General features: G+C 49.1%; 14 protein-coding genes and 2 tRNA genes. 15 read left to right on the top strand and 1 reads right to left on the bottom strand.

From position 1 onward, the window contains the following. The first annotated feature begins 21 nt into the window (after positions 1–21). From EBS36_02335 to groL, 9 genes are all read left to right on the top strand, one after another. Positions 22–96 (top strand) — tRNA-Thr (locus tag EBS36_02335). A 26-nt stretch (positions 97–122) separates the two neighbouring features. Next, positions 123–199: transfer RNA gene (locus EBS36_02330), tRNA-Met, on the top strand. Between the two features lie 51 nt (positions 200–250). Then, on the top strand, positions 251–415 hold the full coding sequence (rpmG, locus tag EBS36_02325) for a 50S ribosomal protein L33 (protein ID NBU31995.1): 165 nt from the start codon (positions 251–253) through the stop codon (positions 413–415). A gap of 31 nt (positions 416–446) precedes the next feature. Further along, the gene (locus EBS36_02320; protein NBU31994.1) at positions 447–887 is read left to right on the top strand and encodes a MaoC family dehydratase; all 441 of its coding nucleotides are present in this window, start codon (positions 447–449) and stop codon (positions 885–887) included. Next, positions 884–1306 (top strand): dehydratase, encoded by a 423-nt coding sequence (locus tag EBS36_02315; protein ID NBU31993.1) that lies wholly within the window; start codon positions 884–886, stop codon positions 1304–1306. Before EBS36_02320 ends, EBS36_02315 begins: the two co-directional genes overlap by 4 nt. Before the next feature lie 8 nt (positions 1307–1314). Beyond that, complete coding sequence (locus EBS36_02310) at positions 1315–2313, top strand: UDP-N-acetylmuramate dehydrogenase (protein NBU31992.1); 999 nt, start codon at positions 1315–1317, stop codon at positions 2311–2313. Between the two features lie 4 nt (positions 2314–2317). Beyond that, positions 2318–2701 carry a hypothetical protein gene (locus EBS36_02305; protein ID NBU31991.1) on the top strand — a complete coding sequence of 128 codons (384 nt, stop codon included), beginning with the start codon at positions 2318–2320 and terminating at the stop codon, positions 2699–2701. Positions 2702–2814: 113 nt separating this feature from the next. After that, the gene (locus EBS36_02300; GenBank protein NBU31990.1) at positions 2815–3114 is read left to right on the top strand and encodes a co-chaperone GroES; all 300 of its coding nucleotides are present in this window, start codon (positions 2815–2817) and stop codon (positions 3112–3114) included. Between the two features lie 3 nt (positions 3115–3117). Continuing rightward, a complete protein-coding gene (gene groL, locus EBS36_02295; protein ID NBU31989.1) occupies positions 3118–4746 on the top strand; it encodes a chaperonin GroEL in 1629 nt (542 codons plus the stop codon). Between the two features lie 59 nt (positions 4747–4805). Here groL and EBS36_02290 read toward each other — a convergent pair whose 3' ends face one another. Next, positions 4806–5102: a WhiB family transcriptional regulator gene (locus EBS36_02290; GenBank protein NBU31988.1), complete on the bottom strand. Its 297-nt coding sequence runs from the start codon at positions 5100–5102 to the stop codon at positions 4806–4808. 171 nt (positions 5103–5273) lie between these two features. On the opposite strand from EBS36_02290, the gene EBS36_02285 reads away from it, so the two are divergent. From EBS36_02285 to pcrA, 6 genes are all read left to right on the top strand, one after another. After that, positions 5274–6215 carry a MerR family transcriptional regulator gene (locus EBS36_02285; GenBank protein NBU31987.1) on the top strand — a complete coding sequence of 314 codons (942 nt, stop codon included), beginning with the start codon at positions 5274–5276 and terminating at the stop codon, positions 6213–6215. A gap of 59 nt (positions 6216–6274) precedes the next feature. Beyond that, on the top strand, positions 6275–7768 hold the full coding sequence (gene guaB, locus EBS36_02280) for an IMP dehydrogenase (protein ID NBU31986.1): 1494 nt from the start codon (positions 6275–6277) through the stop codon (positions 7766–7768). Positions 7769–7776: 8 nt separating this feature from the next. Next, positions 7777–8892, top strand: coding sequence for a GuaB3 family IMP dehydrogenase-related protein (locus tag EBS36_02275; protein ID NBU31985.1), 1116 nt, complete (start codon positions 7777–7779; stop codon positions 8890–8892). 44 nt (positions 8893–8936) lie between these two features. After that, entirely contained in the window at positions 8937–10502 is a 1566-nt protein-coding gene (locus EBS36_02270; GenBank protein ID NBU31984.1) for a glutamine-hydrolyzing GMP synthase, read from the top strand. A gap of 4 nt (positions 10503–10506) precedes the next feature. Next, complete coding sequence (locus tag EBS36_02265; GenBank protein ID NBU31983.1) at positions 10507–10866, top strand: hypothetical protein; 360 nt, start codon at positions 10507–10509, stop codon at positions 10864–10866. 86 nt (positions 10867–10952) lie between these two features. Then, positions 10953–13163, top strand: coding sequence for a DNA helicase PcrA (gene pcrA, locus EBS36_02260; protein ID NBU31982.1), 2211 nt, complete (start codon positions 10953–10955; stop codon positions 13161–13163). The last annotated feature ends 11 nt before the right edge of the window (positions 13164–13174 follow it).

Below are 13174 nucleotides of genomic sequence, written 5' to 3'. Positions count from 1 at the left end.
CGCTATCTGAGCGTAAACATTGCCCCCTTGGCACAGTGGTAGCGCACTTCCTTGGTAAGGAAGAGGTCGTCAGTTCGATTCTGACAGGGGGCTCGAAAGTACGTGAGAAATCGCGGACTTACGCCGGGGTAGCTCAGCCTGGTAGAGCAAGCGGCTCATAATCGCTGTGTCGCCGGTTCAAGTCCGGCCCTCGGTACCAAAAGAAGAAGTGATTTAACACCCGTTAAGTCAGCAACGGAAAGGCACGAAAGTGGCTCGTAACGATATTCGTCCAAAAATCACATTGGCTTGCGAAGATTGCAAAGATCGCAATTACATTTCACGTAAGAACCGTCGCAATGATCCTGACCGGCTCGAAATCAAGAAGCATTGCCCTAAGTGCAACAAGCACACGGTTCACAAAGAAACTCGCTAATTTCTCACGCGAAGAGGTGTAGCCCGTGGGCATGAACCACGAGATGATTGGTCACGCGTACCCTGCGTCTGAACCATACCTTGTCACAGTTGCAAAAATCCAGGCGTTCGCAGACGCAATTGGTGACAATAATCCGATCTATCGCGACGAAGAATATGCAAAGTCATTGGGACACACATCAGTTTGTGCACCACCAACTTTTCCAATAGTGGCAACAATGTCAGCAATGGAGAAATCTTTTCACGATCCCGCACTGAACATGGACTACTCGAGAATCGTTCACAGTGATCAGCGTTTTGAGTACCGCAGACCTATACGGGTAGGTGACGAATTAGTCGTCGTAACAGTAATTGAAGAAATTAAGGCATTAGGGACAAACGACATCGCAACTTTTCGTACTGAGGTCACATCGAAAGGTGAACCAGTGGTAACTGGCTGGAGCAAACTAGTGGTTCGCGGTGCGGATTCATGAGCGACTTTTCAAATTTGGAAATCGGATCAGAGCTGCCAGTAATCCAAAAGCAATTCACTCGGTCGCAGCTAGTTGCCTACGCACTTGCCTCAGGCGATATGAATCCGATCCATCAGGATGAGGGCATCGCTAAGTCCGTTGGCTTACCAGACGTTATCGCGCACGGTATGTTGACGATGGGATGTGCAATCCAAGTAGTAACCGATTGGATTGGCGATCCAACTGCTGTCTTGGATTATTCAGTTCGAATGACCCGGCCAGTTGTGGTTCCGGCCGGTGAAGTTGGAGTACCTGTTACATTCAGTGGGAAAATCGGGGCTATTAATGGCGACGGAACCATTCGGGTTGATTTGTCGGCAGTTTTTGCCGATCAAACAGTGCTCGGTCAGGCCAAGGCCGTTGTCCGCCTGCCACAATAGTAAGCACCATGACCTCTCTGGCTGAATTAACAACTTTGCGAATTGGTGGCACCCCCAAATCGCTTACAATCGCTACCTCGGAATCGCAGATTATTGACGCTGTTCAATCGGCTGATGACCAAAACCAAGACTTGCTAATCATGGGATGCGGCAGCAATCTGGTCGTCTCAGATGACTTTGCTGGCGACGTTCTAATGATTGCAACTAAAGGGATTGAAAATGATGCCAGTGCCTGTGCCGGAGCGTGGGTTACCGTTCAAGCAGGTGAGAATTGGGATGACTTTGTTTCCTTGGCAGTCAGCTCTGGTTGGTGTGGTATTGAGTCTCTTTCTGGAATTCCGGGCACAGTAGGCGCTACGCCGATTCAGAATGTCGGTGCTTACGGCCAGCAGGTAAGTGACACAATTGCACAGGTTCGCGCGTACAATCGAAAACAAAAATCAGTACAGACTCTTTTTGTAAAAAATTGCCAGTTTGACTATCGAGATTCAATATTTAAAAACCACCAGAGCGATTGGGTTATTTTAAGTGTGGTCTTCCAATTACCACTGGGCACACTAAGTCAACCGATTGCTTATCAAGAGTTAGCCGATGAATTGTCGGTGCAACTAGGTGAACGCGCGCCATTGAATCAGGTTCGCGATGCAGTTCTAAAACTTCGAAGTAAAAAGGGCATGGTGCTAGTAGCCGATGATTTCGATACTTGGAGCACAGGCTCTTACTTCACCAACCCAGTTGTTGAAATTGCGCCAGCTGGTGCGCCTGTTTGGCCAGCTCCGAATGGCAAATTCAAAGTCAGTGCAGCGTGGTTAATCGAACAGTCTGGACTTGGCAAAGGATTCGGACTAAATCAGCGGGTAACGATCTCAACTAAACATTCACTGGCCATCACAAATCGGGGCAATGGAACAAGTTCTGATGTTTTTGAGCTCGCAGATTACATTCAGTCCCAAGTTGTGTCCAAGTTTGGCATCCAGTTAGAGATTGAACCACGAGTAGTTCGGTAACTGGATGCGAATCTATTTTGCAATCGATGAATCGCTGCTTTGCCAACTGGCAGATGAATCTCGAATATCGCTAGAGCGTGTTCAAGGCCTCTTAGTTTTTGCCCAAACTGCTGGCTGGTTAAGCGCTCAAGCAGAGCAAGACCCTGAAGTATTGGCTGATCAGATTCTGCACGAAACAGCAAGCGCCCAGAATCAGGCCCGCTTTGTTCTCGTGGCCGAAGTTTCTGATTCTGTAGTCTCAGCTGTGCCTAACAGTCCCGGTCAGGTTTGCCTTGCTGCAGACATCAGTCTGCGCCAAATCGCAGCTATTTTTGTCGCTGACGCTTCGGGCGAGTTGTCCTGGTACGGGCCAACGGAACTCCAAACAGTGTTGGATTTGACGGATTAACGCCAATTTCTGGCACTCAAATTGACCGAGTGCCAATTCCCTTTTAGATTTGGATTAGCACCCGAGACCTTCGAGTGCTAATTCAAGGAACTATCAAGCAAATAGGAGAGGCCGTGTCGGTCAACATTAAGCCACTTGAGGATCGCATCCTCGTACAGTCACTGGAAGCCGAGCAAACCACCGCTTCAGGGTTGGTTATCCCAGATACTGCAAAAGAGAAGCCACAAGAGGGAACCGTAATCGCAGTAGGTCCAGGTCGTTTTGACGAATCTGGCAACTCCCGAATCCCACTAGATGTCAAGGTAGGCGACGTCGTTATCTACTCAAAGTACGGCGGCACCGAAGTTAAGTACGCCGGCAGTGAGTACTTGCTACTCAACGCTCGCGACATCTTGGCAATTGTGGAGAAGTAATCAATGCCAAAAATTGTTGAATTCGACGAGGAAGCTCGCCGGGCACTCGAGCGGGGCGTTAATGCCCTAGCCGATGCAGTTAAAGTAACGCTTGGCCCGCGTGGCCGAAATGTGGTTATCAGTAAGTCTTGGGGCTCACCACTAATCACAAATGACGGCGTGACTATTGCCAAAGAAATCGAACTTGAAGATTCTTACGAAAACCTGGGTGCACAACTGGCCAAGGAAGTTGCTACCAAAACCAACGACGTTGCTGGCGATGGAACTACAACCGCAACTGTTCTGGCGCAGGCATTCGTTCGAGAAGGCCTAAAGGTAGTTGCTGCTGGTGGGGCACCGCGCGATCTCAAGGCCGGGATTGATGCTGCGGTGGCTGCAGTCCACGATGAGCTCTTGAAAATCGCTCGGCCAGTTGCTGGCAAAGAAGAGATTTCCCAAGTTGCAGCAATCAGCAGCCAGGACAACATCATCGGCGAGTTAATCGCAGATGCCTTCGACAAGGTTGGCAAAGACGGAGTGATTTCAGTTGAAGAGTCAAGTGCGACTGCGACTGAATTAGAGTTCACAGAAGGTATGCAGTTCGACAAGGGCTATATCTCGCCATACTTTGTGACCGATGCCGACCGCATGGAAGCTGTTTTAGAAAACCCATACATCTTGCTTTCGCAGAATAAAATTTCAAGCGTTTCTGAACTCTTACCAATTTTGGAAAAGATTGCCCAATCAGGTAAGCCGCTGATGATTATTGCCGAAGATGTTGACGGTGAAGCATTGTCCACTTTGGTCGTAAACCGAATCCGCGGTACTTTCCCATCGGTTGCGGTAAAAGCGCCAGCTTTCGGTGACCGACGCAAGGCAATCCTAGAAGACATCGCCATTCTCACCGGTGCCACAGTTGTCTCTCCCGAAGTTGGCCTAAAACTAGATCAGGTTGGCATTGAAGTGCTGGGTACTGCTCGCCGAGTGGTCGTTTCCAAAGACAACACCACAATCGTTGATGGCGGTGGAGATAGTTCAGTAGTTGCTGATCGCGTTGCCCAAATTCGACGTGAATCAGAAAACACTGACTCCGATTGGGATAAGGAAAAACTACAGGAGCGGCTCGCCAAACTTTCGGGTGGCGTTTGTGTCATAAAAGTAGGTGCGCACACTGAAGTAGAGCTTAAAGAAAAGAAACTTCGAATCGAAGATGCGGTATCAGCAACTCGCGCTGCTATTGAAGAGGGGATAGTTTCAGGTGGCGGCACGGCGCTGGTACATGCAGTCAATGTTTTAGCTGGTGACCTAGGTTTAACTGGCGATCAAGCAACTGGTGTTCAAATTGTCCGCAAGGGTGCGGTAGAGCCACTTCGGTGGATTGCCGAGAACGCTGGCTTTGAGGGATATGTCGTGACAGCTAAAGTGGCGGAACTCGGAATCGGTCAGGGACTGAACGCAGCAACTGGCGAATACGGTGATCTAATTGCAATGGGTGTTATCGACCCAGTCAAGGTGACGCGAAGTGCGCTGGAGAATGCGGCCTCAATAGCTGGCATGTTGCTAACTACCGAAGCACTTGTTGTCGAAAAGAAAGAAACAGAGGATTCAGCAGACCATGGTCATGGTCACAAACATCACGGACACTCACATTAATTAATAAGAAAAGCCCCCCGATGTAATCGGGGGGCTTTTTTAGGTTACGAATTAAAGATTTAGCTAATTTTTACGGTGCGATCAAGGCGACGATAAAGAATTTCGCGCTCTTCCTCGCTTAGCCCACCCCAGACGCCATACGGTTCACGCACATTAAGAGCGTGTTCTAGGCACTGTCGAGCAACCGGACAGGCGGCACAAACCGCTTTTGCATTGGCTACGCGACGTTCACGGGCTTGACCGCGTTCGCCATCGGGATGATAAAAGACCGCAGAATCAAGTCCGCGACAAAGGGCGTCTAGTTGCCAGTCCCAAAAATCTGCGTTTGGGCCAGGTAGTCGAGTTAGATCCGCCATTTAGGGGGTCCTATTCATTTGAGTGGTTCCGAGAGTCTCTCAAAGACCAATCTACAAATCGGTTCATAGGTTGGTCAAGCATTTTGCCAAAGTTGTTCACCCGAGTCGGCCAAAAACCCATCAAAACCGCTAAATAATGCGGTTTCGTGTGTTCAGCCTCACAATTGAGAAATGGAAAACCCGCCAAATCCAAGCCCAGAAGCCGGCCTAACTGTGGCAGCTGTGGCAAGACGGATTGGTGTAGCTCCCGATACCTTGCGCACCTGGGATCGACGATACGGGATGGGGCCAAGTCAACACGTGCCAGGCAAACATCGTCGCTACAGCGCAGAGGACATCGCTCGGCTCGAAATTATGCGTCGCTTAGTTATGGATGGCGTGATGCCAGCTGAAGCAGCTCGCGTAGCTAAGAATTCTGATTTAAGTTCCTTGCCAAGAACGGGACCTAGATTGCGCTTAGTCACCGAAGATGAATCTGCTGAGGGAGTTGTTGACCTATATAGTCCAAAGAATGCCTGTCGCGGATTAACACGAGCAGCAGGAATGTTGGATGCCTCGGCATGCCAAGCGCTTATTGCAAAACTGCTTGAAGACAAAGGTGTGCTCTGGACTTGGGACAAAGTTCTAGTGCCAGTGTTGGTGGCATTCGGTGAGCGTTGGGCGAATACCGGTGAAGGTATTGAAATTGAGCACATGCTCTCCGAAGTTGTTGTTAACGAGTTGCAAAGCCTCTCACTGTCAATAGATCAGCCGGTGAATGCTCGTCCAGTCTTGCTTGCGGCAGCACCACACGAACTGCACACATTGCCACTTTATGCAGTCGGCGCAGCCTTGGCCGAGCATCAAATTGCAAGTCGAATTTTGGGTGGCCGAATGCCAGCTGACGCACTTGCCTCAGCTTGTCGTAAATTAGGTCCAAGTGCTGTAGTGATTTGGTCTCAATCCATGGGAACTGCGGACCTAAGTATCTGGCAAGCCATTGACCCACAACGACCAGTTCCATTGAAACTTGCGGTCGGGCCTGGCTGGGGAACCGACCTACCCGGCGATGTAATCAATACCCCAAGTCTGGCGGAAACCTTAATTGCTCTTGCCCAGTCATCTGGACACTAATTTTTTGTCGCCACTGGTGTTCAGGGTAACCTTGAGGCTAAGAATATCGCGAGGTGTAAATGACGCAGGAACTGCCGGAAAAATTTGCAATGCTAGGGCTTACCTTTGACGATGTTTTGTTACTGCCCGATGCTAGCGATGTAGTGCCTAGTGAGGTCAAAACTGCTACTCGGCTCACTCGGGAAATCACGCTACAAATCCCACTGCTTTCTTCAGCGATGGACACTGTAACCGAGGGCAGAATGGCAATTGCCATGGCCCGTCAAGGCGGCTTGGGAATCTTGCATCGCAACCTTTCTGTTGAAGATCAATCGCTGCAAGTAGACATGGTTAAGCGCAGTGAAGCGGGAATGGTTAACGACCCAATCACATGTAGCCCAAATGACACCCTCTTGCATGTTGACCAACTTTGTGGTCGGTATCGAATAAGTGGCGTACCCGTTGTCGACGAAACTGGAGTGCTCGTAGGCATTGTGACAAATCGTGATATGCGATTTGAAGAAGACATGTCGCGCCTCGTTCAAGATGTTATGACACCAATGCCACTAGTCACTGGTAGTCCAGACATCAAAGGCGATGACGCATTAGATCTTTTGCGCAAGAACAAAATTGAGAAACTCCCATTAGTGGATACTGCTGGTCGACTCACAGGTTTGATAACAGTGAAAGATTATGTGAAAAGTGATCGCTATCCACTGGCAACCAAAGATGAATCTGGACGACTTATGGTTGGTGCTGCAGTTGGAGTCGGTGAAGATTCTTACAAGCGAGCGATGGCCTTGGTAGATGCTGGGGTAGACGTGCTGATTGTTGATACCGCACACGGACATCAACGCGCCGTCCTAGAGATGGTCTCACTTTTAAAGCAGGAAACAAGAGTGCAGGTCATTGGTGGAAATGTGGCAACTCGTAGCGGGGCACAAGCCTTAATTGACGCTGGCGCTGACGCCATTAAAGTTGGCGTGGGTCCCGGAAGCATTTGCACAACCCGTGTTGTGGCGGGTGTCGGTGTACCGCAAGTAACCGCAATCTATGAGGCTTCGCTTGCCGCTGGTCCAGCTGGAGTTCCGGTAATCGGTGATGGCGGAGTTCAATATTCAGGCGATATCGCGAAGGCTCTGGTGGCCGGGGCAGATGTAGTCATGATTGGCTCACTGCTTGCTGGTTGTGAAGAAGCGCCTGGCCAATTGGTATTTGTTAACGGAAAGCAGTACAAGTTGTATCGAGGCATGGGCTCACTTGGGGCAATGCAATCTCGAGGTGAAGCAAAGTCCTACAGTAAGGATCGATATTTCCAGGACGATGTGCTTTCTGAAGACAAACTGGTCCCTGAAGGTATCGAAGGTCAGGTTCCATTCCGCGGGCCACTGGCAGCAGTGGCACATCAACTCATCGGTGGCTTGCGGGCATCTATGGGTTATGCAGGGGCTGCAACGGTCACCGAACTGAAAACTAAAGGTCAATTGATTCGCATAACCGCAGCTGGCTTGAAAGAAAGTCATCCACACGATGTGCAATTAACTGCCGAAGCCCCGAATTACCACGTGCGATAGGAGATCCGATGACTGACGTGGAGATTGGTGGACAAAAGCGTGCCCATGTTTCATATTCCTTTGATGACATTTCGTTAGTACCAAGTCGTCGAACTCGCGATACTTCGCTCGTTTCGCTTGCCTGGAAAATTGATGCTTACTCGTTTGATCATCCAGTCATTGCTGCTCCGATGGATTCAGTAGTCTCACCCGAGACAGCATCAGTTTTTGGTGCAAATGGTGGCCTTGCGGTGCTAAATCTTGAAGGCCTGTGGACCCGTTACGAAGATCCAACGAAAGCGCTCAAGGAAATTGCAAAGTTGGAACCAAAAGGCGCAATAGCAAAATTGCAAGAGATTTATGCGGCTCCAATTCAACCAGAACTAATTACGGCCCGAATCAAGCAAATGCGTGAAGCAGGAATAACAGTTGCTGGATCACTAAGTCCACAACGGACTGTGAAATTTGCCAAGACAGTCGTGGATGCTGGAGTAGATATTTTTGTAATTCGTGGCACAACAGTAAGTGCCGAGCATGTTTCAGAAACAGGCGATGCACTTAATCTCAAAGAGTTCATTTACGAATTGGACGTTCCCGTCATCGTAGGTGGATGTGCGACCTACACAACAGCACTCCACCTCATGCGCACCGGGGCAGCCGGGGTGCTAGTTGGCTTTGGCGGCGGTGCGGCACATACGACTGCAGATGTACTGGGCGTTCAAGTGTCTATGGCAAGTGCAGTTGCTGATGTGGCCGCAGCTCGTAGGGACTATCTAGACGAGTCAGGTGGCCGCTATGTTTCGGTAATTGCAGATGGCTCGATTGGCCGCAGTGGTGATTTCGCCAAAGCAATTGCCTTGGGTGCCGATGCTGTGATGTGTGGCTCAGTTTTTGCCCGAGCCACCGATAGCCCAGGAAATGGTAAACACTGGGGTCTGGAAGCGACTCATTCTGACTTGCCACGCGGTGAGCTAGTTGACCTCGGCACTGTCGGCACACTGTCAGAAATTCTCACTGGCCCTTCACAGGTAGCCAATGGCACGATGAATATCCTTGGGGCTTTACGTAAATCGATGGCTACTTGTGGTTACTCCGATCTAAAAGAATTGCAGCGCTGCGAAATTTCGTTAACTGCCAATCATTAAGTGGTCACCGAACCTTCATTTCGTACGTCCAATAGGCTAGAGCAGTGACAGATGCCCGCCCAGTATTGGTAATTGATTTTGGTGCGCAGTATGCCCAATTAATTGCACGGCGAGTTCGAGAAGCCCACATTTTTTCGGAAGTTGTGCCCAGTACCGCCTCTGTTGACCAACTACTAGCAAGAAACCCACAGGCAATTATTTTGTCCGGCGGCCCGTCTAGTGTTTATGAATCTGGGGCGCCTCAAGTCGATCCGAAACTCTTTGAAACAGGCTTACCGATTTTTGGAATCTGCTACGGCTTTCAGGCGATGGCAAAGGCCTTAGGTGGCGAAGTAGCAAAAACCGGCTTATCGGAATTTGGTGCTACCGAACTTGCAGTCACCAGCGCCAATTGCCTACTTTCAGGATTGCCTACAACCCAGAGCGTCTGGATGAGTCATGGTGATTCGGTACAAGTCGCACCAGCGGGCTTCCAAGTAATTGCGAGCACAGCTGGCGCGCCGGTTGCAGCCTTTGAAAACTTGGATCGAAAATTTGCTGGAGTTCAATTTCATCCTGAAGTTGGTCACACCGAATTTGGCCAAGACATAATCAGACAATTCCTTTACGACATTGCTGGACTTGCACCCGAATGGACAACCGCCGGCATTGTTGAAGAACAAGTTGCTCGAATATCGGCTCAAGTCGGCGATGCCCAAGTTATCTGTGGTCTTTCTGGCGGAGTTGACTCTGCCGTTGCAGCAGCGCTCGTGCACAAAGCAGTAGGGGATAACCTAACCTGTGTATTTGTTGATCATGGTTTATTGCGTGCGGGTGAGCGCGAGCAAGTTGAACGAGACTATGTTGCCGCAACTGGAATCAAACTTGTCGTAGTTGATGCGGCAGAAAGATTTCTAAATGAGTTGGCTGGGGTAACCGATCCTGAAGAAAAGCGTAAAACTATAGGTCGACTATTCATCAGAGTATTCGAAGATGCGCAGCGCGATTTAGTTAATCAGGCAGGCGTAGACGGCAAGCCAATTGAATTTCTGGTGCAAGGAACTTTGTATCCAGATGTGGTTGAAAGTGGTGGCGGAACAGGCGCAGCCACTATCAAGAGCCATCACAATGTTGGCGGCCTGCCGGATGACCTTAATTTCAAACTTGTTGAGCCACTTCGCGAATTATTCAAAGACGAAGTTCGAGCTGTGGGCAAAGAACTAGGTTTGCCAACTGAAATGGTTATGCGTCATCCATTCCCTGGCCCAGGCCTAGGCATCCGCATTGTCGGCGCCGTTGATTTCGAACGCCTAGAGATTTTGCGCGCTGCCGATGCAATCGTGCGAGAAGAAGTAACCGCGGCGGGTCTGGATTCCACAATCTGGCAATTCCCTGTCGTGTTACTCGCTGAGGTTAGAAGTGTTGGCGTACAGGGCGATGGTCGAACCTATGGACATCCAATCGTGCTTCGGCCAGTTTCAAGTGAAGATGCTATGACAGCTGATTGGAGTCGATTGCCCTACGAATTACTGGCCAAGATATCTACCCGAATCACAAATGAAGTGCGTGAAGTAAATCGAGTTGTGCTAGACATTACAAGTAAGCCACCGGGCACAATTGAATGGGAGTAATCCAATGGATATCGTTTACAAAATAGCTTGGGCATTGCACATGGTAGGTATCATTGGAATTTTCACTGGCTACTTCATCGAATTGCACAAAGGTACTCGCGGTATCAACCCAGGCATGTTGCACGGCGCAAGTTTGCAGGTGGCAACTGGATTAATCATGGTTGATCTTCGAGCTATGAATCTAATTACAGAAGAAGAGTCATTGAACTACTCCATTGTTTTTGTAAAGTTTGCCATCTCTTTGGGAATATTGGCACTCTGTGTTATGGGCAAGAAAGTAGAAGGCGATAAAACAAAATGGTGGGCAAGCGTTGGCCTATTAACGCTGGTAAACATTTTTATTGCCACAATGGTAAATCGTTAGAGTTTTCCAAACCCCGCAACTGAGTAGATTTTAAGATTGTGACTGGCGACGCATATGCTGTCACCACATATCTCTAGACTGACTATGTGTCAGCCGAGCTTCTAGATGATCTAAATGATCCACAACGCCAAGCAGTTGTGCATGCAGGCTCAGCGCTTCTTGTTGTAGCTGGTGCTGGATCAGGGAAAACTCGGGTGCTCACCCGACGGATTGCCTATCTATTGGCGCAGCGAAATGTCTCGCCTGGCGAGATTCTTGCTATCACTTTTACTAATAAGGCCGCCGGCGAAATGCGCGAGCGCGTGGCACACATTGTTGGACCAGCCGCACGAGCAATGTGGGTTTCTACATTCCACTCAGCATGCGTGCGCATTTTACGGGCTGAAGGTCATCGGCTAGGCCTGCGATCTCAGTTCAGCATTTACGATACGCAAGACAGTTTGCGTTTAATGGCCATTGTGATCAAAGACCTAAACATCGACCCCAAAATGTTTACCCCAAGGTTCATGCTTTCCCAAGTAAGTAATCTGAAGAATGAATTAATTGACTACGAGGATGCTGCTCGTAAAGCTCAAGAACCACTCGATGAAGTTGTCGCTCAGGTCTACCGCGAGTACCAGCGTAGATTGCTGCAAGCCAGTGCCGTAGATTTCGATGACTTAATTAATCACACCGTCGCACTACTGCAATCATTTCCTGAAGTAGCCGAATACTTCCATCGGAAATTTCGCCATGTTTTGGTCGATGAATATCAGGATACGAATCACGCCCAGTATGTGTTGGTCCGTGAATTAGTTGGCGACGGTAAAGATGGAGTTCCTCCTGCAGAACTTTGTGTTGTTGGCGACGCCGATCAAAGTATTTACGCGTTTCGTGGTGCCACAATTCGCAACATCGTCGAATTTGAACGTGACTATCCAGATGCTAATACCGTAATTCTGGAACAGAACTATCGGTCAACTCAGAATATCCTTTCTACTGCGAATGCGATCATTGAGAAGAATGCGGGTCGTCCACCCAAGCGCTTATGGAGCGCAGCAGGTGATGGTGAAAAAATCACAATCTACTCTGCTAGCGATGAGCATCATGAAGCAGATTTCATTGTTCGATCAATTGCGGATTTGATTGATCAGCAAAACTTTTCCTATCGAGATGTAGCGGTTTTTTACCGCACAAACAATCAATCTCGAAGTGTTGAAGAAGTCTTTATGCGCAGGGGAATCCCTTACAAGGTAGTAGGTGGAACTCGCTTCTACGAGCGCAAGGAAGTACGAGACGCGATTGCATACCTGAAATCTGTAGCAAATCCGTCCGATGATGTCTCAATGCGCCGGATTTTAAATGTTCCTCGACGCGGGATCGGCGATAAAGCTGAAGATGCAGTAGACAACTTTGCTTATCGGAACCGAATTTCCTTTAGCGAAGCAATTAATCGAATTGATGAAATCAATACTCTTGCTGCTCGTTCGGCAAATGCGATTCGGGGATTCGACCACTTAATGAGCAACTTGCGCACCTTAGACGAGTCAGGAGCGGGTCCTGCTGACATCTTGGCTGCTGCTATGGAATCATCTGGTTATCTAACTGAACTGGCAGCAAGTAGAGATCCGCAAGATGAAGTTCGAGTAGAGAATATTTCTGAACTTGAAACGGTTGCTCGCGAGTTTGAAGAGCAATTTCGAGATGAAAATAATCCAGCACGGAAAGCCACCCTGGCAGATTTCCTCGAGCAGATTTCGTTAGTAGCTGATGCCGATGAAATTCCCACTGATGGACAACATGGTGGGGTCGTAACCTTAATGACTTTGCATACCGCCAAGGGCCTTGAGTTCCCAGTGGTCTTTTTAACTGGAATGGAAGACGGTGTTTTCCCGCATATTCGATCTCTCAGCTCTGCTAAGGAACTCGAGGAAGAAAGACGACTTGCTTATGTCGGAATGACCCGAGCTATGAAACGGTTGTACCTAACCCGGGCAGTAGCCCGATCCACCTGGGGTCAACCCCAGTTCAATCCCGAATCAAGATTCTTGGCCGAGTTACCGCAGGCTTTAGTTGTTCGCGAAGGAGACGAGCAAACCCCCATTGGCTTGTCAGGATATAGTCCCGCAAGATCTAGTCGACGAGACGAACCTGTTATGCAGTTGGCCGTTGGCGATCGGGTCTTGCATGATAAATTCGGCATGGGCACGGTTGTTGCCGTTGCTGGTGAAAATGAAAAGTCTGAAGCCACGATTGATTTCAAGAGTGCTGGCGAAAAACGACTACTGCTGCGCTACGCTCCAGTTGAGAAAATTTAGGGCAAGCAACA

It is taken from the genome of Actinomycetota bacterium (assembly GCA_009923495.1).
In the GTDB taxonomy this organism is placed as follows: Bacteria; Actinomycetota; Actinomycetes; order S36-B12; family UBA5976; genus UBA5976.
This window is presented reverse-complemented; position numbering and strand designations above follow the sequence as displayed.